General features: G+C 48.2%; 20 protein-coding genes. 5 read left to right on the top strand and 15 right to left on the bottom strand.

Annotated features, from left to right (window positions below; all coding sequences use genetic code 11):
- Positions 1-3: 3 nt before the first annotated feature.
- The 6 genes from EHW58_RS05300 to ccoN all read right to left on the bottom strand — a co-directional run bounded on the left by EHW58_RS05300 (position 4) and on the right by ccoN (position 6,170).
- Positions 4-2,382, bottom strand: a complete 2,379-nt coding sequence (locus EHW58_RS05300; protein WP_152795168.1) for a heavy metal translocating P-type ATPase — start codon at positions 2,380-2,382, stop codon at positions 4-6.
- Between the two features lie 2 nt (positions 2,383-2,384).
- A complete protein-coding gene (locus tag EHW58_RS05295; protein WP_046073233.1) occupies positions 2,385-2,870 on the bottom strand; it encodes a FixH family protein in 486 nt (161 codons plus the stop codon).
- Between the two features lie 72 nt (positions 2,871-2,942).
- Entirely contained in the window at positions 2,943-3,923 is a 981-nt protein-coding gene (gene ccoP / locus EHW58_RS05290; RefSeq protein WP_046073232.1) for a cytochrome-c oxidase, cbb3-type subunit III, read from the bottom strand.
- Positions 3,923-4,105 carry a CcoQ/FixQ family Cbb3-type cytochrome c oxidase assembly chaperone gene (locus EHW58_RS05285; protein WP_046073231.1) on the bottom strand — a complete coding sequence of 61 codons (183 nt, stop codon included), beginning with the start codon at positions 4,103-4,105 and terminating at the stop codon, positions 3,923-3,925. Before EHW58_RS05285 ends, ccoP begins: the two co-directional genes overlap by 1 nt.
- 12 nt (positions 4,106-4,117) lie before the next feature.
- Complete coding sequence (gene ccoO, locus EHW58_RS05280; protein WP_046073230.1) at positions 4,118-4,729, bottom strand: cytochrome-c oxidase, cbb3-type subunit II; 612 nt, start codon at positions 4,727-4,729, stop codon at positions 4,118-4,120.
- A gap of 13 nt (positions 4,730-4,742) precedes the next feature.
- Positions 4,743-6,170 carry a cytochrome-c oxidase, cbb3-type subunit I gene (ccoN, locus tag EHW58_RS05275; protein ID WP_046073229.1) on the bottom strand — a complete coding sequence of 476 codons (1,428 nt, stop codon included), beginning with the start codon at positions 6,168-6,170 and terminating at the stop codon, positions 4,743-4,745.
- Positions 6,171-6,447: 277 nt separating this feature from the next.
- On the opposite strand from ccoN, the gene EHW58_RS05270 reads away from it, so the two are divergent.
- Positions 6,448-6,867, top strand: a complete 420-nt coding sequence (locus EHW58_RS05270; protein WP_152795166.1) for a hypothetical protein — start codon at positions 6,448-6,450, stop codon at positions 6,865-6,867.
- Between the two features lie 87 nt (positions 6,868-6,954).
- Here EHW58_RS05270 and EHW58_RS05265 read toward each other — a convergent pair whose 3' ends face one another.
- The gene (locus EHW58_RS05265) at positions 6,955-7,518 is read right to left on the bottom strand and encodes a hypothetical protein (RefSeq protein ID WP_152795164.1); all 564 of its coding nucleotides are present in this window, start codon (positions 7,516-7,518) and stop codon (positions 6,955-6,957) included.
- A 143-nt stretch (positions 7,519-7,661) separates the two neighbouring features.
- Between EHW58_RS05265 and EHW58_RS05260 the strand changes: the two genes are divergently transcribed.
- Positions 7,662-8,852: an FIST signal transduction protein gene (locus EHW58_RS05260; protein ID WP_152795162.1), complete on the top strand. Its 1,191-nt coding sequence runs from the start codon at positions 7,662-7,664 to the stop codon at positions 8,850-8,852.
- Between the two features lie 2 nt (positions 8,853-8,854).
- Positions 8,855-10,975: an ATP-binding protein gene (locus EHW58_RS05255; RefSeq protein WP_077577811.1), complete on the top strand. Its 2,121-nt coding sequence runs from the start codon at positions 8,855-8,857 to the stop codon at positions 10,973-10,975.
- A gap of 269 nt (positions 10,976-11,244) precedes the next feature.
- Here EHW58_RS05255 and EHW58_RS05250 read toward each other — a convergent pair whose 3' ends face one another.
- Entirely contained in the window at positions 11,245-11,535 is a 291-nt protein-coding gene (locus EHW58_RS05250; protein ID WP_046073224.1) for a DUF3634 family protein, read from the bottom strand.
- A 31-nt stretch (positions 11,536-11,566) separates the two neighbouring features.
- Complete coding sequence (gene matP, locus EHW58_RS05245; RefSeq protein ID WP_046073223.1) at positions 11,567-12,016, bottom strand: macrodomain Ter protein MatP; 450 nt, start codon at positions 12,014-12,016, stop codon at positions 11,567-11,569.
- A 183-nt stretch (positions 12,017-12,199) separates the two neighbouring features.
- Between matP and EHW58_RS05240 the strand changes: the two genes are divergently transcribed.
- Together EHW58_RS05240 and fabA are read left to right on the top strand one after the other, a co-directional pair.
- Entirely contained in the window at positions 12,200-13,855 is a 1,656-nt protein-coding gene (locus EHW58_RS05240) for a Lon protease family protein (RefSeq protein ID WP_152795160.1), read from the top strand.
- A gap of 68 nt (positions 13,856-13,923) precedes the next feature.
- Complete coding sequence (gene fabA, locus EHW58_RS05235; protein ID WP_046073221.1) at positions 13,924-14,439, top strand: bifunctional 3-hydroxydecanoyl-ACP dehydratase/trans-2-decenoyl-ACP isomerase; 516 nt, start codon at positions 13,924-13,926, stop codon at positions 14,437-14,439.
- 231 nt (positions 14,440-14,670) lie between these two features.
- Here fabA and rmf read toward each other — a convergent pair whose 3' ends face one another.
- The 6 genes from rmf to pyrD all read right to left on the bottom strand — a co-directional run bounded on the left by rmf (position 14,671) and on the right by pyrD (position 21,664).
- Positions 14,671-14,841: a ribosome modulation factor gene (gene rmf, locus EHW58_RS05230; protein WP_077458712.1), complete on the bottom strand. Its 171-nt coding sequence runs from the start codon at positions 14,839-14,841 to the stop codon at positions 14,671-14,673.
- Between the two features lie 190 nt (positions 14,842-15,031).
- Positions 15,032-16,942, bottom strand: coding sequence for an ABC transporter ATP-binding protein (locus tag EHW58_RS05225; RefSeq protein WP_152795158.1), 1,911 nt, complete (start codon positions 16,940-16,942; stop codon positions 15,032-15,034).
- Positions 16,929-17,183, bottom strand: coding sequence for a glutaredoxin family protein (locus tag EHW58_RS05220; protein WP_077606192.1), 255 nt, complete (start codon positions 17,181-17,183; stop codon positions 16,929-16,931). Before EHW58_RS05220 ends, EHW58_RS05225 begins: the two co-directional genes overlap by 14 nt.
- Complete coding sequence (gene rlmKL / locus EHW58_RS05215) at positions 17,180-19,309, bottom strand: bifunctional 23S rRNA (guanine(2069)-N(7))-methyltransferase RlmK/23S rRNA (guanine(2445)-N(2))-methyltransferase RlmL (RefSeq protein WP_152795156.1); 2,130 nt, start codon at positions 19,307-19,309, stop codon at positions 17,180-17,182. Before rlmKL ends, EHW58_RS05220 begins: the two co-directional genes overlap by 4 nt.
- A gap of 647 nt (positions 19,310-19,956) precedes the next feature.
- Entirely contained in the window at positions 19,957-20,511 is a 555-nt protein-coding gene (locus EHW58_RS05210) for a cell division protein ZapC (protein ID WP_046073217.1), read from the bottom strand.
- A 139-nt stretch (positions 20,512-20,650) separates the two neighbouring features.
- Entirely contained in the window at positions 20,651-21,664 is a 1,014-nt protein-coding gene (gene pyrD, locus EHW58_RS05205; RefSeq protein WP_152795154.1) for a quinone-dependent dihydroorotate dehydrogenase, read from the bottom strand.
- Positions 21,665-21,725 lie beyond the last annotated feature (61 nt).

Below are 21,725 nucleotides of genomic sequence, written 5' to 3'. Positions count from 1 at the left end.
ACGCTAATCCTCTTTTTTGTTAAGTAGGCGCAGCGAGTTAGACACGACAATGATTGAGCTTGCTGACATACCTACCACCGCTATGTAAGGGGCGACATAGCCCATAACCGCCAAAGGGAGAATGGTGATGTTGTAGCCTAAAGCCCAAATTAAGTTTTCGCGGATAATACGGCGAGTTTGCTGGGCAAGCTGCCTGGCGGTCAGTAGTTTTTCCAAATCGTCACTCAGCAACACCATATCGGCGGACGATTTAGCGATATCAGTGCCTCCTCCCATCGCAACCGACAAGTGGGCACCGGCTAAAACGGGGGCATCATTGACGCCATCACCCACCATCAGGGTCACGGTATCATCATCAAGGCTTTGAAGGTACGCCAATTTTCCTTGAGGAGATACCCCTGAAATCACAGAATCAATGCCGAGCTGGTTAGCGACCTGTTCAACATTTCGCGATTGATCACCGGTTAGCATGGTGGTTTGGATCCCTGCTTGTTTAAATGCGGCTATCAAGCGTGCGCTACTGGGACGAATCGGATCGGTCAGTGAAAACGCGGCCTCCACTTGCCCCTCGCAACTGAGCACGACGGGATAGGAATCATAGTGAGTTTTAGGCGAGGATAGAGCAAACGCCGCCTTGCCAATACGCCAATGCTGGCCATTGATCTCGCCGCTTACCCCTTGACCAATATGGTTGTCCGCCGCTTTGACTGTCAGAGACTCAGTCGCTTTTGATTGGAACGCGTTGGCGATAGGATGATTGGCAAACTCTTCTAAGCTGGCCGCAATGTTCAAGGCCGATTGTTCGCTAATGTCAGCAGCAAACACGTGGACTGAATCAATTTTCACCTCACCCTCGGTCAGTGTACCTGTTTTATCAACCACCAATCGATTCACCTTGGTTAAGGTTTCTAAGACGTGACCTCGGCGTAACATGATGCCGAGCTGGCCAAAGGTCGATGTTGAGCAAGTCAGGGCCGTGGGGGTGGCGAGTGATAATGCGCAAGGGCAGGTCGCAACAAGCACGGATAGCATGATCCAAAAGGCATCGTCAGGTTGAACAAAATGCCAATAGAGCCAAGTCGATGCGGAAATAATTAAGATGGCGGCGACAAAGTAACGCGCGATATGGTCTGCCAACACTGCCACCTTGGGTTTTGCCATTTGAGCTTCATCTTGCAAACGCACAATATGAGCCACGAGAGATTCTTTGTGATTACTCGTTACACAAATATCGACATTCCCTTCCACATTCATGGTGCCGGCATAAACGGCATCACCCACTCGCTTAGTCTGAGGTAGTGACTCGCCTGTCAGCATGGCTTCATCGACAGAGGTTGTGCCAGACAATATTTGCCCATCGGCAGGGAAGGGCTCACCGGGCAATACGCGAATGTTGTCGTCTATTTTAAGACTGTTAGCTGGCACGGCTTCACCGTTAAGACGGCGCGCCATTTTGGGAACCAGTTTTAACAAGTTGGCGCTGGCTGCTGCTGCCGTGCGGCGTGCGCGCATTTCCAGAAAACGCCCGAGCAATAAGAAGAAGGTAAACATTGCCACCGATTCAAAAAAGACTTCGCCCTTTCCAGTGACAGTCGCGTACAGGCTTGAGAAGTAGGCAAATAACAGGGCAATAGAAACGGGGACATCCATTCCCAGTGTGCGTGCCTTAAGGTTCCGCCAAGCATTGGTGTAAAAGGGCAACGCAGAGTAAAGCAAGACAGGCGTCGCGAAGATTAAACTTATCCAACGGAAGTAATTCCGAAAGGTTTCATCCATATCGCCAAACACTTCGAAGTACATCGCCACGGCTAACATCATGACCTGCATAGTGGCCAAGCCAGCAATCCCCAATCGGTATAAGTACTGCTTCATGTTGCGATGGTATTGTTGCTCTTGTCTGTCAGCCTCAAAAGGTGCCGCTTTATAACCTAGGTGATGAATGCGTGTGAGTATTGTACTCAGGGAAGTTTCACTCTCATCCCAACGCACTTGGGCGCGGTTAGTAGTGGTGTTGACCTGAATATGTGTGACGCCTGTTGTGCGTTGTAACTGCTTTTCAATCAGCCACGCACAAGCAGCGCAGGAGACACCGTCAAGTGACAACGTCACCTCTTTTTGGTCTGCCACATTGCGGACAAACTCTTGTTGTACATCTTGATTATCGTATAGCGTCAGTGATTTGAGCTCTTCGGGGACGAGGTCGGCCTTATCGGCGTTCTCTGTACGATACTGATAATAAGAACTCAAACCACTGTCTACGATCGTGGTTGCCACGGCTTGGCAGCCAGGGCAACACATAAGGCGGGGTTTATCGAAAATCACTACTTGGTAGGTGTCTCCTGTTAGTACAGGATCACCACAGTGATAACAAGGCGTGGTCATGGTTACTGCTTACCGGTTAACGTCAGGGGAGTTGAGACAGGGAAATTGATACGACCGTGCACTTTCCATTGTTTATCGAATGAAGTGATTTCGATAAACCAGGGTCCGGATATTGGCTCAGCAAGATCGATATGATAAATCCCCGCTTGGTTTGGGTTTACCATGACGTTCACATCTTTTCGCTCGAGCGTACGGTGCTGAATATGCACCTTGAGCGCAGGAAATGACGCGAGATCGCCCTTATCTAGTGCTATCGCGATTGCCTGGTTGTTTGACGACAATTGCGCTGAAACACCCAGCTGGGCCGCGACTTTCAGTTTGGATAGATCAACATTGATCGCCTTGCCTTTCTTGTAATAGTCCTCTGCCACCAGAGACACAGAATTCATCGAAAAGACGGTCACAGTTAACAAACTCGCGACGACAACAGAAGCGGGAAGGGCAATCAGGAACCAAGGCCAAAACTGCTTGTACCAGGGTGTTACCATCAGAAGCTCCTCGGTTTGAGCATTTACATTTAAGAAGCCCCTGCAAGCAGGGGCTGTATCACACCTAAGTGCTTATTCTACCTCAGGATTACTCAAGCGCCATACATAGGCAGAGAGTATCTGGATTTTTTCTTCGCCAAGGTGAGCTTCCCACGCGGGCATCACGCCTTGACGGCCACCACGAATGGTTTGCTCAACGGCGCGGCGAGAGCCACCATATAGCCAGATATTGTCAGTTAAATCCGGCGCACCAAAGGCAGGGTTACCTTTGCCGTCCGTGCCGTGACATGCGGCACATACAACAAAGCGAGATTTACCCTTAGCAGCCATTTGCGGATCGACTTTACGACCTGACAAACTCAGTGCATAAGCGGCGACTTCTTTAACGCCTTCTTCACCCATGGTATCTAACCAAGCCGGCATGTTGCCTTTTCGGCCATGGAGAAGGGTGGCTTTAATGGTTTCAGGCTCACCACCATACAACCACGCATCGTCCGTAAGGTTCGGGAAACCAGCCTGACCGCGCGCATCCGAGCCATGGCAGGCCGCGCAGTTTTGGCTAAACAAACGTTGACCCACTTTCAAGGCTTCTTCATTACGCGCGATTTGGGTAATCGGACGCAATGATTTGCCATCTTCTTGGTAAGCCAGTTTGCGGAATGCTTCACCAAACACCTTGTCAGCTGCCTCGAGCTCCATCGCATATTGGTTAATATGCTGCGCTTCTTGCGCTTTTGCCATTAACTCACGCGACTCCTCGACACTGCTTACGTCTTGGTACGAACTTTTCCAACCTAATACGCCAGCAAAGTTACCCAGCCCCGGATAGAGGATGAGGTACCCCAAACCAAACACCAAGGTCGCCCAAAACATGTACGACCACCACTTAGGCAGTGGGTTGTTGAGTTCACGAATACCATCATACTCGTGACCCATGTCATCGCCTTCTGCGACGCCCATTTTATCTTTGGTTGTCCAAATGATAAGAGCAGCACAGCCAGCAATCGTGCCGAGTACGATGACTGTTACGAAGATACTCCAAAACGTACTCATTAGCGATTATCTCCTGTCTTGTTATTGGACTTATCCTGATTGTTCTCCTCATCGTCGAAAATCAGGTTAGCCGCTTCATCAAAGTGCTTTTTGCGACGTTTGCTATAAGCCCAAACAACGATCCCAATGAAGCTCACAAATAGGACAACTGTCCAGATACTATGAAAGGTGCCGATATCCATAGGCCCTCCTTATTACTTCATTGCGTGACCTAGTGACTGAAGATAAGCAATCAACGCTTCTATCTCCGTTTTACCTTCAACCGCCGCCTTGGCATTCTCGATGTCCTCATCGGTGTATGGCACACCAAATTGGTCACGGAATACTTTCAGCTTCGCGGCCGTTGTTTCCCCATCCAGCTTGTTCTCTGCTAACCAAGGGAAACCAGGCATGTTCGATTCAGGTACTACGTCACGTGGATTAATTAAGTGAACGCGGTGCCATTCGTCAGAGTAACGATCCCCAACTCGGGCGAGGTCAGGACCGGTACGTTTAGAGCCCCATAAGAAGGGGTGCTCCCAAACACTTTCCCCTGCGACGGCATAGTGGCCGTAACGCTCGGTTTCAGCACGGAATGGACGAACCATTTGACTGTGACACACGTTACACCCTTCACGGATGTAGATGTCACGTCCTTCCATTTCTAACGCTGTATACGGACGAAGGTTATCTACCGGTTCAGTGGTTTGCTTTTGGTAAATCAATGGCGTTATCTCCACCAATGCACCAAAGCTGATTGCAACGATGATCAAAATCGCTAGCAAACCTGTGTTTTTTTCTACTATCTCGTGGCGATTTGAACTCATTTAATCGTCCTCCTTACACCGCAGGCTCAAGCGACTTCAAGCTAGCTTCAGGCGCACGAATCGTTTTATATGCGTTGTAAGCCATCAAGAACATGCCTGATAGGAAAATCGCACCGCCGATAAAGCGGACGAAGTAGAACGGATAGGAGGCTTCCAATGACTCCACAAAGCTGTATGTCAACGTACCGTCAGTGTTGACGGCGCGCCACATCAGGCCCTGCATCACACCAGAAATCCACATAGCAACGATGTAAAGCACGGTACCAATCGTGGCAAGCCAGAAGTGTACGTTCACCAAAGACACTGAGTACATACGCTCTTGACCAAACAGTTTAGGAATCAAGTGGTAGATAGAGCCGATAGAGACCATTGCGACCCAACCGAGTGCACCAGAATGAACGTGACCGATTGTCCAATCGGTATAATGCGACAAGGCGTTAACTGTCTTGATCGACATCATTGGGCCTTCAAACGTAGACATGCCATAGAATGACAAAGACACGATAAGGAAGCGCAAAATGGGATCATAGCGAAGTTTATGCCACGCACCTGACAACGTCATAATACCGTTAATCATCCCGCCCCACGAAGGTGCAAACAAGATTAACGACATCACCATCCCCAGTGACTGTGTCCAATCGGGCAGGGCCGTGTAATGAAGGTGGTGAGGACCCGCCCAGATATAGAGCGAAATCAATGCCCAGAAGTGGACGATGGAGAGTCGATACGAGTAAACAGGGCGACCCGCTTGTTTGGGAACGAAGTAGTACATCATACCCAAAAAGCCTGCTGTCAGCAGGAAGCCAACCGCGTTGTGTCCGTACCACCACTGCACCATCGCATCAACTGCGCCAGCATAGATGGAGTAAGACTTCATCGGTGAAACAGGGATTGCCATGCTGTTGACGATGTGCAACACCGCGATGGTCAGAATAAAGGCACCGAAGAACCAGTTGGCCACATATATATGTGACGTTTTACGCTTGATAAGCGTGCCAAAGAATACGATAGCGTATGCGACCCATACCACCGCGATGGCGATATCAATTGGCCACTCTAGTTCAGCGTACTCTTTAGAGGTGGTGTATCCCATTGGCAGCGAGATGGCTGCAGAAAGGATGATGGCTTGCCAACCCCAGAAGGTGAACTCTGCTAACTTCCCTCCGAACAACCGTGTTTGACAAGTTCGCTGCGCAACATAATAAGAGGTTGCAAACAACGCACTGGTACCGAAAGCGAAAATCACTGCGTTGGTATGCAGTGGACGCAGACGGCTATACGTCAAATACGGAATATCAAAGTTCAGTGCAGGCCACACTAATTGAGCGGCAATAAGTACACCTACAGCCATGCCCACAATACCCCACAAAATCGTTGTTAGGGTAAATAAGCGGACAACGCGGTAGTTGTAGTCTTGTTCAAGCTGCTTAACTTGGCTCATATTGCATGCTTCCACTTTTAGTTAACTACACTCACGTTTGATACGGACGAAGCCTCCGCTTCGCCTGTTAACATACCATTTTTAAGAAAACGCCCCGTTGCGTATGGTTTTTAACCACTTTACACACTCCGTTGCTATTTCTTTGTAAAAATGGCATTTTCGACCAGAATCATACTGTAGATACTGGTTAAAAAACAGGGTCTAACCCACACACTTAGTGCGGCTTACCTACCTTTCTTATAAAACTTTGACCTCTGTAACACGGAGAAAGCGACTCATGGCAGCAGAAAAACTCACTCGAGGACGACTCGCGCAAATCATCGTTATGCTTACACTTTTGGTGGTTGCTTTCTTCTGGAGGACGCTGGTCTATACACCTGGATTGACCATTATAGACTGTGAAGGGGAACGTGGATTTTGTGGCACGTCACAATCTCAGCAGCTCATAGAGTTCGCCTGGAGTGAAGAACAAGATAATGTAATTTTTTCAGTGGTTTCAGACAAAAAACCACATTCGGCTTATTGGGGAGAAGAAGGAAGTAAGCAGATCGAAATTAGCGATCAGCTAGATAGAAATGGGGATAAGATCACGCTAACTTGGCAATGGAAAACACAAGATTTACCTCGCAATCCGATGAGGTTTAACCTTGTCTTTGATCGATATCAATTTAAATTTAATTACCCCAAAAGCGAGTGATAAACTGCGGTTTAAATCTTATTTATTCTATTTTACGCTCATTATAAAAGGAAACGCTTATTTATGAGTGTTTCTTTTTGTTACTCGTCATATATTCATCTTAAAATCTTGATTATTAATGCTATTTGACTCATCACTTAAAAGAAAGCATACCAATGGAGATAAAACTTCGCTCTTTTTACGCGACGGTAATGTTTCCACATCAGTGTTAATATTGTGATCCGACCAGAAACTTATACTGTTAATCCGTTGCAGGCGATTTGTAGCCAGCTTGTCATTTAGTAGGGGGGCGCTGCTCAGATGGCTGCTCGTATGAATAACGACACAACGAGCCCCCATCTGACAAAATGCATCCAGCCCACCAACCCCTAATGATTGTATATAGGCATGCCCCTGCTCAGACACGATAACAGCACCGACAAAAGGAGAGAGTTGCGCGGTGCACTGATCAAGCGTGGCTTGGAGGGTACCGGGCGTGAATACAGGTGCTTCTTTAAACCTGACTCTGGGATCATGAGCGACGATATCGAGCGCTGCCGTTTGATTGTGATCAATAATAATTGGCGTATAGCCTTTCGCGGCCAATTGGTAGGCGATAGTGGCACCCAAGGCGCAGGCTCCACCGAATAACGCAACGGGTCGACAATCCATGTTGAGCACTCTAGCGATATAAATAGGGAAATAGGATACGTGATTTAAACCACTATTTCAGCCGACTAGCGCAATGATTTGATCGCCTGATGCAGGTATCATTAAAATCGTGATAAATCGCGAGCACAATAACGAACATTAAGATGAAAATAGCCACGGCATGCACACAAAGTCCAGACGCAGTAGACGCCGCGCAAACACTGGCGCGCACTTTATTGGGCCGTCTAAAGGCACCTAAGCTTTTAATGCTCTACTGCACGGAACAATACGATGTTGATGCACTTCAGCGAGCAATGGTTGCGCTTTTCCCTAGCGTGCCATTGATAGGGTGCACGACCTGCTGCGGTGTCATGACGCAAGCCGGTTATATCGAAGGGCCGACAGCCGCCGTCTGGGCTTGTAGTGATGAAAAGGGGAGTTACGGCACATCCCTCGTGCCACACCAAGCCCATCGTCCTATACGCGATTCAGCGCGCATTGCGCTTAATCAAGCGATAGAAGAGAGCGGCCGTTGTGGCGAGCTCCCCAAACTCATCGCTTTACACAGTACTCCGGGTGATGAGGAAACGACGTTAGCCGCCATTCGAGAAGAGTTAGGCGTATCGGTCCCAGTGATAGGTGGCTCCGCTGCGGCCGACACCGTCGGCGGACGATGGGCCATTTTCGATAATGAGCAAACCGCGCAATCTGGCATCGCAATCAGTGTTTTTTATCCAACCGCACGGGTGAGTTATTCATTCCACTCTGGTTATGCGGCCACCACCAAGAAGGCCGTCGTCACAGAGGTACGTGGTCGCACCTTAGTGAGCTTGGACCATAAACCCCCATCGGCGGTATATAAAGACTGGTACGAAGAAGAAACCGGGCAAACGCTAGATTTAGGCGACTCGCTGTTCGCACGATCAACCTTGTATCCGCTCGGGACACAAACGGGCAAGATACACGGCTTACCTTATTACACTTTGTCACACCCCATGTTTGTTAACCAAGAAGGGCACATGGAACTCTTCTCCCAAATAGCCGTAGGGCAAACCGCGCACTTTATGACAGGCACCAGTGAAGGGTTGATTGCCCGTGCAAGTCGAGTCGTGGAATCGGCAAACGATCATGCGCTGCGAACGCCTCAACCTCTCGGTGGACTGGCGATTTATTGTGCGGGGTGTATGCTTCATGTCAAAGATCGCCTTGACCAAGTCGCCGACAATATCAACACGGCCTTATACACTGCGCCGTTTGTCTGCCCGTTTACCTTTGGTGAACAAGGCTTGTTTAAAGGTGGGGAACTGTCCCATGGTAATTTAATGATCTCGGCTGTGTTATTTCATAAGGATTAATCATGACGTCGAAACGCGTATCGGCCTCTGAACGTTCAGACTCTGAATCTTTACAAGAAACCTTATTTGAACTCAGTCGTGTTGAAGCAAGAGAAAAGCGTTTAAGGGAAGAAAACGACGCGATTTTGTCGGCAATCTCAGCCATGACGGAAGCGACGTCAAAAACTGATATTTTTGCTTCCTTACTTGATGTGATCCGCCGGTATGTCAGCTTTGATAGCGCCGTGGCGCTAAGCCGTAACCGAGAAACAGAAGATGCGTTTCGCTGTCTCGTATCGACTGAACGCTTACTGGAAACAGTCACTTGGCAAACAGGCGATGTGTTCCGCCGCTGTGTAAGTGGTGAAACGGTTGCTATCTATAAACCTGGCATGGTGAAAGAGATGCATTGCTTAACGCATCAATACGCCAGTTATTTACAAGGTACTGCGCTGATTAGCGGATTAACGGTAAATGACAGCGAAGTCATGCTTATTTTGCTGTCACACCGCCGCGATGCATTTAATAACGAAGCCCAGCAAGTCATCGACCGATTTCGCCCCTTGATTGAACGCACCATTATGGATATCGACTACCGTCACCGTCTACATGCATTAGTGGGGAGTCGCACTCAGGAACTAAATGCTAGCCGGCAACGCTTTCAAGACTTTGCCCAAACAGCCAGTGACTGGTTTTGGGAGCTCGACAACCAATTTCAACTGACTTACCTGTCATCACCCAATACTGATACCGACATCGATGCTGAAGCCCTGCTGGCAAAGCTCAAATCAGACGCCGAATTAAAAACGAAATTAGAAGAGTACATATACACAGAAGAAGCCTTTAGCGATATTGAATGGCATATAGAATCTCGTCACCATGACTACTGGGTAAGCCTCTCAGGCCGTCCTTGCTATAATAAGCGCGGTGAGCTCGCCGGTTATCGAGGGACGGCTAAAGATATCACTGCGACCAAGCGTCGTGTTGTCGAATTGCAACAGGCTCGTCAGCAAGCTGAGTTAGCCAATAATGCCAAATCGCAGTTTCTTGCCGTTATGAGCCACGAAATCCGCACGCCGCTCAATGCTGTTTTAGGATTGATCGATGCATTGCAACACTCTTCATTAACGCAAGAACAAAAGCAGTGGGTAGGGCAAATGGATAAATCTGCTCAGCTATTGCTAACATTGATCAGCGATGTTCTCGATCTATCTAAAATTGAGTCCAACCGTTTTTCGCTATCTCCCTCATTGATGAAGCCCAGCGATAGCGTATCGAATGTCTATCAACAATTGATTGAGCGGGCCGATAAAAAGCGCATTAACCTCTCTGTTAGTGTCTCTTCTTCTGTGCCCAACACCTTGTTTATGGATGAGAACCGCTTTACGCAGATACTCCTTAACTTGGTGGCCAATGCCTTAAAATTCACGGAACGCGGCGGGGTGACAGTGTCACTTGACGCTCATGATGATGTACTCGAGTTATGGGTGAAAGATTCAGGAATCGGCATCGACGAAAAACAGATTGGTCGAATCTTTGAGCCTTTTACTCAAGCGGATGGCAGCATTACTCGCCGCTTCGGCGGTACTGGCCTTGGATTATCCATTTGTAAAAAGCTGGTAGAGATGATGGGAGGCAGTATTCATGTGGAAAGTGAGCCTTACCAGGGAACTGACTTCTGCGTTCGTTTGCCGATTGTCGAAACACCTCAAGATGCACAAAAACACCAAGCACAACCAAACGTCTCGGCCGACGCCGTGCAGGCTATGTCGATATTGGTCGCCGAAGATAGCCGTGCTAATCAAATGGTGGTTAGGTTAATGCTGGAAAAACAGGGTCATACCGTCGTATTAGCATCCAATGGTGAAGAAGCACTGGCACAGGTTAAACAAACAGAATTTGATCTTGTGCTGATGGATATGTCGATGCCTGTCATGGACGGCATCGCTGCCACCAAAGCGCTGCGTGCTTCAGGGTTTAAACGACCGATCATTGCGCTGACCGCCAATGCAATGGATGAGGATAAACAGCGCTGTGTCCGTGCCGGCATGGATGACTTTGTTACCAAGCCCATTAGGGCGGCAAGCCTTAACGCCGTACTGCATGCTCATCAGCCATTAGATCTTTCCACTAATTACCGCTGACTTGAATCGACTTAGGCCAAGCAACTCTTGGGGTAATGACGATTCAAGGAAGTAGTAATTAGCTATTTTATGGTAAATAGCTAATTACGTTTAATGACAAAAAAGGAAGAGTGCTAGGCGAGCAGAAACAGTATCCAACATCAGACCTCAAACTTGAATTTAACATAATCTATATAATGCGCACTGATGGGTACGAGTCAATATAGGAGCGATATCGCTTTTCTCGCTTATCATATCGCTCCTTGTCCAGCATGGCTTGTAATCTGATGCTATTTGAATGACTGATGTGGGAATACGTTTTTGATGCGTTGCTGAATGCGGTTATCAATGCTGCGCGACATCACCACCTTCGCGGGTTTAAAGCGGTTGCTATACACTTTCACTGTGCCCGTGAACGGATGACGCTTCGCAATGTCTTGGCAGTCATGTAAGAAACCTTTCGGCACTTTCCCTTTGTGACGCACTAGCTGGCCATCTTTAAACGCAATCACGATCAGTGGCCGGTCAATCAACATAAATGCGAGAAAGATGGCAAAAGAGATAAGTAAAAAATAGCCCATACTGCGATGCTCGCTTATCGGTCAAACGGTTCTACATACCCAGCAAGTTACTCAGATCTTGCTTTAAGGTGTCTACCTGCTTATTAGCACTCTCTGAGCGATTAGCCTCAGAAAGTAAATATTCAATGGTATCTGACAAGGTCGCGTCAAGCTCGTGTGCTTTTTGCGAGAGCTTCTCCCACACACGATAATCCAAATCGATAGATTTTTTCCGCGTTTGCTCTTGCTCGGCGTTAAAGTGACGCTTCCGCTTGGCACGAATCGCTTGTTTTAGTTTCTTCTCCAATGAAGGTGACATGTGCTTTTCAATCCATTGATGTACACGCGTTGGTTCATGCTCCAGCGCTAACAAGGCGTCAACGGCCGTCTGAGCCTCATCGCTATCAATGTATTTTGTGACAGCGTCACCGTCTTTCCACTTTTTCACTAGGTAGGCCCATTTCCAGCCTGCCTCAAGGTTCTCGAGTTGTTGATATTTCATATGCCAAGCTTCAGTCACGCCATGTGGTGACAGCGTAACACTAACTCGCTGTCTGTTCAATTATCGCACACCTCAAAGATACCGCGTACGCCAGTGGACGATCCTATGGCCGCACTATCCTATTACCACAGTGTGTTATCCTTTATACTCTGTCCATTCTAATCTTAGTCAGTAATCATAGACATGCATGAAGTTGATTGGCGTGATGCCAAACCACATTATTCTCAGTTTTCTCTCGACATTGCACAATTCGCGCATTTAGAGGCGGCCTCACTGTTATCACTGCAATCGCGCTTAAAAAAGGCACTGACTTGGTTAATGTCACCTTCGTGTCCAACGGCTTGTCTTACCGTGATGTCAGCTGACTTGCCTCAATATCTTAATGCCTATCAAGCAGAATTAGTTGCACAGTACCCAGAGATGCCGGTTGTGATCGGTGACGCATTTACCGAATCAACACTGTTTGGCTTTGCTTATGATGCGAATAAAAATGTGACAGCGTCACAAAAGAAGTACGGTTTACTGCATCAAGCTCACGATGGCGTATTGATTTTAAAAGTGGCGGATGTACTGCAGCAGCCACGCGTCTGGGTGCGCCTCAAGCAGTTTTTATCATCAGGCAAACTCGCCTGGCAAACCGCCCGTGCCGATCAAGTAACGGATTTGCCCGATGAGGCACTGAACGTACGTTTGGTGTTAGTCGGCGACAGACAGTGGCTGGCCGACTTTGAAACCAATGAGCCTGATCTCTACGAAGGTCTGTCAGCTTATGCCGAATATGAGCAAGATATTGCGCTCGACTCGGCCACCATTGTGCCCTACTTTGCTTGGCTTAAAGGCTTGGTCACCGCTCAAACGCACTTACCCATGACAGAATCAGGCTTAGTGCGTTTATTACAAGCAGGGGCACGAGAAAGCGAAGATCAATGGCGGATGCCCTTGTGTCCAGTTTGGTATCAGCAACTACTGGCTGAGTCTGTCATAACGGCGTCGGATGCGCTCGACAAAGCCGCCATTGATGCCGCTATCTGTCAGCGTTACCAACGTGCTGCCTATCTCCCCGAGCGTGCGATTGAAGATATCCACAAAGGACAGGTTTTTATTGATACCCGTGGCGAGCATATCGGCCAAATCAACGGTTTAACTGTGATCGAAGTGCCTGGCCATCCGATGAGTTACGGTGAGCCAGCGAGAATTTCTTGTGTTGTTCACTCCGGTGATGGCGATATTGCTGATGTGGAGCGCAAAGCCGAGCTTGCAGGTAACATTCACGCCAAAGGCATGATGATTATGCAAGCCTTTGTGAGCGTGGCGCTAAATCTTGATGACCCTTTACCCTATTCGGCTTCCATTGTATTCGAACAATCGTATAGTGAAGTGGATGGTGACAGTGCATCCTTGGCCGAGTTGTGTGCCTTTGTGAGCGCGCTATCTCAACAACCGATTAATCAAGCCATTGCCATCACTGGTGCAGTTGACCAATTTGGTCGCGTACAAGCGGTAGGCGGGATTAATGAAAAAATTGAAGGCTATTATCAAGTTTGCGCGCATCGAGGATTAACGGGTCAACAAGGTGTCGTGTTACCTAAAACGAACCTCTCATCCTTGTGTCTACGGAACGACGTTGTTGAAGCGATTAAAGCCGGTCAATTTCATATTTGGGCGGTGGATGATGTCGAACAAGCCTTGCCGCTTGTGACAGGTCTCCCATTCTCCGGAGACGATGAGGAGACATTGCTAAGAAAAATATCTAATCGAATAAATCATTTTCATACTGATGAAAAACAAAGCTGCAACAGTTTGTTTAAACGCTTAAAAAACTGGTTTGGCCAGTACTGATCCGAGTTGTTTGGCGTACACGTGTACGCTAACCTGCTCGCAATTGAATAAGGAGCAGTTTAGATATAATGAAACGCCAAAATTCCTATAACCGCGACGATTTACTCGCATCTAGCCAAGGTGAGCTCTTTGGCCCGGGACGTCCACAGCTTCCGGCACCAAACATGCTGATGATGGACCGTATCACCAACATTACCGATCAAGGCGGTGACTTTGATAAAGGCGTGATTGTCGCTGAGTTGGATATCAACCCAGATTTATGGTTTTTCGACTGCCATTTCCCAGGTGATCCAGTGATGCCAGGTTGCCTTGGCTTAGATGCTATGTGGCAGCTAGTTGGCTTTTTCCTCGGCTGGGTTGGCGGCGAAGGCAAAGGCCGTGCCCTGGGTGTTGGTGAAGTGAAGTTTACCGGACAAGTATTGCCAACGGCTAAGCGTGTTCGTTATGAAATTCACATGAAACGCGTGATTAACCGTAAACTCGTTATGGGTGTCGGTGATGGCCGCGTCTACGTTGATGATAAAGAGATTTACGTCGCTAAAGATCTGAAAGTGGGTCTTTTCCAAGACACATCCGCGTTCTAATCCTCTCTGTCGAGCCGGTGAGATGACCATCGCCGGCTTCTATTACCCCTCCCTTCCTACTTATCAAGTACTTCTCCGCTTTTGGACAACTAAGAAGGAAATTGTTAGTGATTGGATAAATTGATTGCTGTACTTATGTCTATTTAGTGGCAAATAGACAAAGTTATAGTGCATTACGATGTATTTAAAAAGGCCTTACCAAAACGATAAGGCCGTAAATATAAAAAGAGGTTACTTCATCATTTCCGATTTACTGGTTCTGCCTTCGCGCCATCCGCCAAGCCAGCTACTTCTCGCATCCGTTTGTTGGTAAGGACATAGTTCAGACGATCGACCGTTTATCCCAGCTTGAAAGCCCTTTGACTGTGCGCGTTCCAAACGATCTCGCTTCTGTCTTTTCATAGGGTCGCCCTCTTTATTCCATTTTGTTCAATGCTGCTTGCCATTTGCAAGGATACTTCCGTCTATGACGTTTTTATGAAGCATCCTCTACAGCTTCGATCATGATTATTTTTTAAGCAAGCACTATCGAGCAACGACTAAACAAAATGTGAGTCATATCCCTCTATATGTGACAACGTCACTAACACAATTATTGCATAGCCTCTAATTCTTCCCAGCGTTCAAAGGCTTGCTCTAAAGCTTGTTCAGCCTCAGCTAATCGAGTCAGTTTAGGTTGAGTAATGTCCTGACTTTTCGAGAAAAAATCAGGATCGTTCATTTCTGATTGTAACGCTTCAATCTCTTCTTCTAACGCCTCAAGCCGCGCCGGCAGGGCTTCTAGCTCACGTTGCAGTTTATAAGATAGCTTGCGTGGCTTACTCTTAGGTTTTGCCGTCTTTTGTTCCGTATCACCCTCACCACTCATTGAATGGTTACGGCTATTGGGTGTGATGGCTTTGAGATACTGCTCACGCTGTTGTTGGGCATCGTGATACCCCCCAACAAATTTATTAATGGTGCCGTCGCCTTCAAATATCCAGCTGTGCGTCACTGTGTTGTCGACAAACTGACGGTCGTGGCTGACCAATAACAAGGTTCCCTGGAACTGTGAAAGTAAGTCTTCCAACAACTCGAGCGTTTCGATATCAAGATCGTTGGTCGGCTCGTCAAGTACCAGTAAGTTGGCAGGCTTGAGGAAAAGCTTGGCCAGCAATAGGCGGTTTTTCTCTCCTCCTGATAGCGCTTTCACCGGGGTTTGCGCACGGCGTGGATGAAACAAGAAGTCTTGCAAATAACCCATGACATGACGTTTTCGGCCACCTACTTCAACTTCTGTTTTGCCCCCTGCCAGGTTGTCGATCACCGTTTTTTCTGGATCCAGTTTCTCACGATATTGGTCAAAATAGGCCACGTCGAGCTTGGTCCCCACGTGCAAGTGCCCGCTGTCTGGGGTAAGTTTTTCAAGCATCAGCTTCAACAGCGTACTCTTACCGCATCCGTTGGGGCCAATTAGTGCAATGCGATCGCCGCGCATCACCGTAAAGCTAAATGGCTTAATCAGTGGCTGATCTTGATAGGTAAAGGCAACGTTTTCGGCTTCAAACACAATTTTCCCCGAGCGGTTGGCGTCATCGAGCTGCAGGTTTGCGTTACCCTGTAACTCAACACGACTCGCACGCTCTTGCCGTAACGCTTTCAATGCGCGTACACGTCCTTCATTGCGGGTGCGACGCGCTTTGATACCTTGACGAATCCAGGCCTCTTCTTGGGCAAGTTTTTTATCAAACTCGGCATTTTGCTCGGCTTCTACACGCAGAGCTTCTTCTTTACCGTCCAGATAGGTTTGATAATCACCTGGCCATGAGGTCAACTTGCCGCGGTCAAGATCCACGATACGCGTGGCCATTGCCCCGATAAACGAACGGTCATGCGAGATAAAGACGATCGCGCCTTTAAAGTCTTTCAAGAACTGCTCCAACCACAGAATCGTCGAAACATCCAGATGGTTAGTTGGCTCATCAAGAAGCAACACATCCGGCTCGCAGACAAGTGCGCGCGCTAAGGCGGCTTTGCGTTGCCAGCCACCCGATAGGGCTTTAAGCGCGGTGTTACCTTCCAGTCCTAATGCCCCTAATACCACCATTATTTGATTGTCAAAGCGCCAAGCGTCAGCATGGTCCAGTGCTTCTTGCACTTTGGCCAACTCGGCTATGTTGCGATCGCTAGGATCTGTTTCGATCTTCGCGATCAGTTGGTGATACTGCTTTAGCTTGTCCCCTGCCTCAGCGAGACCTTCGGCCACATAGTCAAACACAGTGCCTTGACTATCTCGTGGTGGATCTTGCTCAAGCCGAGAGACTTTAAGTTCAGATTGGCTTTGAATACTGCCATCATCGAGCTGTACCTGACCATCAAGGACTTTCATCAGCGTCGACTTGCCCGCACCATTGCGTCCAACAAGACACACGCGCTCACCTGGCTGAAGAATAAAGTCTGTTTTGTCCAGTAATGGGTTGTCGCCATACGCCAACTGGGCGGAGGTTATTTTAATCAATGCCATGTTGCGTTAACCAAGCTTGTAATTGTGTGTGATCAAACGGCCATCCTAATTCAGCCCTCACCTTTCCAGACTGATCGCGGATTGCAATCACAGGGATTGTGACGCCGTAACGCTCAAAGAGCGCATCGTCAAAGGCAATGTCTTGACTGTTGAGTGGCGTTTGATAACCGAGAGATTGATAGAGTGCCCACGCTTGTTCACAAAGGTGGCACCCTTCCGTGCTAAACAATACGAGTGTCATGCTGATACTGCCTGATGACGGATTATCCAGCAATTATGGATATGTGGGTTGCGGGCAAAATCTTCAGGAATCGAACGCTTGCTAATATTCTCCGCACGTAAGCCGGCCGCGGCTAACCCCTCACTATCCATCTTAAAGTGCCGTTTGTTGTTGGAAAAAATAATTTCCCCATCGGGACGCAAACGGTCCTTCAGTGCTAAAAGCACATCAAGGTGATCACGTTGAACATCAAAAGTACTCTGCATTCTTTTCGAGTTGGAGAATGTCGGCGGATCGATAAAGATCAAATCAAATTGCTGGTTAGACTGGCGAATCCATTGTAGACAGTCTGCCTGCTCAAAACGGTGCTGACGCCCGACAATGCCATTGAGCGCCATATTGCGTTCAGCCCACGCTATATAGGTTTTTGACATGTCGACAGTCGTTGTAGACCGTGCACCACCTGCCGCAGCATGAACGGACGCGCTGCCCGTGTAGGCAAAGAGATTAAGGAAATCTTTCCCTTGTGCTTTCTCACCAATTAGACGACGGGTATAGCGATGGTCGAGAAATAACCCTGTATCCAGGTAATCATAGAGATTAACTTCAAGCGCCACGCCATATTCATCGACCGTCATCGTTCTAGATGCGCCGGCGAGTTTTTGATATTGGTTATTGCCCTTTTGCTTTTCGCGCGTTTTTAGCACCACTTTATTGGCATCCACACCGGTCACCGCGATGGCTGCGCGCACCATATCCAGCAAGCGACGACGTGCTTTTTCTGGCTCAATTGTTTTCGGTGCCGCATATTCTTGGATGACCAAAAAGTCGCGATACCGATCAATCGCGGCTTTATAGTCCGGTAAGTCAGCATCATAGAGTCGATAACACTCTAGCCCTTGTTTCTTTGCCCATTTATCCAGTTTGGTCATGTTCTTGCGCAAGCGATTAGCAAAATCTGGGGCGACGTCCGCCTTTGCCGCCTCACTCTCCGATTTTTCACCACGCGCGGTGACCGCATAGGTTTTCATCACACAATCTAACGCACCATTGCGTAGATTAAATTTGTCATCCGCACGCATCCGCAAGCAACTAAGCAACTCTTCCGAACCTGAATACAAAGAAACCGTGTTCCCCGCAAATGCCTCTTTAAGGTGATCACCGAGCTGCGTGTAGAGGGCTATCAAGCCAGGCGTGGTTCCCAAGCGCTCCCCATACGGCGGATTAGAAAGAATATGTCCCCCTGAGAATCCCTCAGGCGGCGTCACTTGCGTGGCATCACCCGTTTCAAAGTCAATCAATTCACCAACGCCAGCACGTCGTGCATTCGCACGTGCTGTCTCAATGATACGGGCATCGTTATCAGTGCCATAAAAACGTGTCTGGCACTGACTTACACCTCGTTTCGCCTTGACACTCGCTTCAGCTTTGATCGCTTTAAAGGCTTCATCATCAAAGCCCAACAATGATTCAAAGCCCCAACGCTTGCGCTTTAATCCAGGCGCAATTTTCGCTGCCATCATCGCCGCTTCTATCAGCAAGGTGCCCGAGCCACACATGATGTCCATCAAAGGCTGATCGGGCTTCCAGCCACTCCTTGCCACCAAAGCCGCGGCATGGGTTTCTCGTAATGGTGCCGCGCCAGCCTGGGTGCGATAGCCACGCTGATGTAGGCCGCTCCCCACCATATCAATCCCAAGCAGGCCTTGATCTTTCGATAACCGCATATGGATACGTAAATCAGGCTGCTCGCGGTCGACGCTTGGACGGGGCAAATTCGACTTTTCAAATTTGTCTACAATCGCATCTTTGACTTTCAACGCCCCGTACTGGCTGTTACGTATCTCGCGATTGGTACCATTAAAGTCCACCGCAATCCGCTGACTGGCGTGAAAATAATCTGGCCAGTTAATGGCCGTTGCACCGAGGTAGAGATCCATATCATCGCGCACCGCAAACTCGCCCAGCACCAAGACGAACCGTGACGCAATCCGACTCCATAAACAGCATTGATACAGTGTTGAATCGTCGGCTTTAAATTTAACCCCTGCATGGACTTGTTTGAGGCTAGATACGCCAAGTTGTTCAAGCTCTTGAGCTAGCATGTGCTCGAGACCTCGAGCGGTTATTGCGAGATAGTGTTTCATTCAGTCTCTACACCCTTTGGGCGTCGTTGTCATCATGGCGGCGATTATACATCAATCTTACGCCTATCGTTGACCCAAGCGGCGACAATCTCATTGAGTGATGAATAAATCGCCGGATTGTTGTTTCCACTAAGAAACAGATATCTAGGCACCCTTGTTTCCAGTGGGAATCAATCACCCTAACTTGATGCGCATACCTGTTTCCCTCAGGAAACCACTTTGCTTTGTCACTCATCTCACCTCGCCAAATCCGTTTTGAGCTGAACGCGTGTAAGCATTTACTGTGACTATTACGCACATTATGTCTGATACTATTAAAACGAAAATGGCTTATCTTTCCCTTTGGGAATGAATCGCAAATTGCGTAAACTGGACTATACCAGGATGGATTTATTCAAGCATTTTAACGGCAAAAATAGGAAGAAAGGCGTCATTCATTGGCCTTATAAGGGTGAAAACATCCCCAAATCAATGAAAAAATGCGCAGGCATGTGCACACTTTTCGCTCACAAAATGAACTGATATCACATTTTTTATGCACATTTGTTTGGTATAAGAAACGTCAAGATACAGCTATAGCGCTGTAGTCTGTACAAGAAACAAGAAAAGTGAGGGAAGAAAGGAGGCGTGGGCTGAGTGAAAACCACTCAGCCCACTAACGCAAAGCGACCTTTTTGGCTATTTGTTTGAAGTATTGGTTGCGATAGCCGGTCGTTCATTACTTTAATCGCACCACAAAACGCCATTGTTTTATTCGCGCTCAGTTCAAAATCAGCCTCACGTGCGAGCATGCAGAGCGAGGCAGAACCGGCGTTCTCTATGATAATAAACGGCGCCCTATCCCCTGTTTGGCTGGTGAGCTCGACTATTTGCCCCCACTCAGGGGTGGCGATAGTGTCTTGTTGTGGCTCGAAAAACCAGCTTTTAGGTAAGACAGGTTTGTGGAAGCGATAGGCTGCCACTGCGTTCAAAGCGAGTTCGGCCTGACGAGGGCCGGAAAGAGAGAGGTTTGACAGGGGATCGGTCAAACGTTGAAAGAGTGATGCATCCTCAACAGAAAATGGGGATGATGAGAACGCATCGGGGATGAGATGTTTGGCGTTGACCGCCACGCGAAAAACCATGTCGTCGCCTAAATCCAGCATTAGTGAATTCGACGTATTATCGAAATACCATCTCCATGCATTGTTAGGTTTTAACATACTTCAGCTCCCGCGATGACTCACTAACTGGGTGTCTGGCGATACCAAAACTGCCATTGCCTGAAGTGTAATGGGCTGAAGCGAAAAAAAAAGGGGAAGAAAACGCCCCCTTTTATACCTTAAGACTTTATTTCCTAACTTAAATATGACGCACGATTTGTTTTATGAGCCCAGGGCCTTGGTAAATCAACCCAGAGTAGACTTGCACCAAATCCGCCCCTGCCTCCAACTTTTCACGCGCCGCCGTGACTGAGTCAATTCCCCCCACACCGATGATGGGCATCGCCCCATCGAGCGCACGATGTAGTTGACGAATAACCTCGGTGCTTTTTAGTTGAACAGGACGGCCACTTAGCCCACCCGCTTCACGATAATGAGGCATACCATCTACCAATGAGCGCTCAAGCGTGGTGTTGGTCGCAATCACACCATCGATCTGGTGACGAATCAGTGCTTGCGCCACTTGTTGAATTTCTTCTTCACTCAAATCTGGGGCAATCTTAACCGTCAGAGGCACGTATTTATCGTGAGTGTCTGCCAACTGTGCCTGTTCGGCTTTCAGTGTGCTCAGAAGTTCGTCGAACATCTCGCCATATTGCAACGTCCGTAATCCTGGCGTATTGGGCGACGAGATATTAACCGCGATATAGTCGGCATATGGGTACACTTTTCGCATACAGACGACATAGTCATCGGTGCCCTGCTCGATGGGTGTATCTTTGTTCTTGCCAATATTAATACCCAACACACCATCGAAGTTTTTCGCACGATTGACGTTTTCTACCAACGCATCAACCCCCAGGTTATTGAACCCCATACGGTTGATGATCCCCTCGGCGGCTTTAATACGAAAAAGTCGAGGTTTGTCGTTTCCCGGTTGTGGCCGGGGTGTCACTGTCCCCACTTCCACAAAACCAAAACCCATCGCACCAAAGGCTTCTATGCACTCGCCGTTTTTGTCCAATCCTGCCGCTAGACCAACGGGATTATTAAAGTTGAGTCCCATTACGGTAACTGGACGAGGAGGAAGCTGTTGGGAATAGAGAAAACGAAGCGGGGTGTGATGGAATCGAGAAAGGGTGTTGATGGTTAGATCATGTGCTTTTTCTGGATCTAACTGAAAGATAGCCGGTCTGGCGAGGCGGTAAAGCATTATCCCTCCTAATAAAAAAGCCCCGTATAAACGGGGCTAGATTATTGCGTTATTGGCGCTT

The organism is Salinivibrio sp. VYel1 (assembly GCF_009377945.1).
In the GTDB taxonomy this organism is placed as follows: Bacteria; Pseudomonadota; Gammaproteobacteria; order Enterobacterales; family Vibrionaceae; genus Salinivibrio; species Salinivibrio siamensis.
The sequence above is the reverse complement of the archived record's forward strand: the minus strand, read 5'-3'. Positions and strand labels throughout refer to the sequence as shown.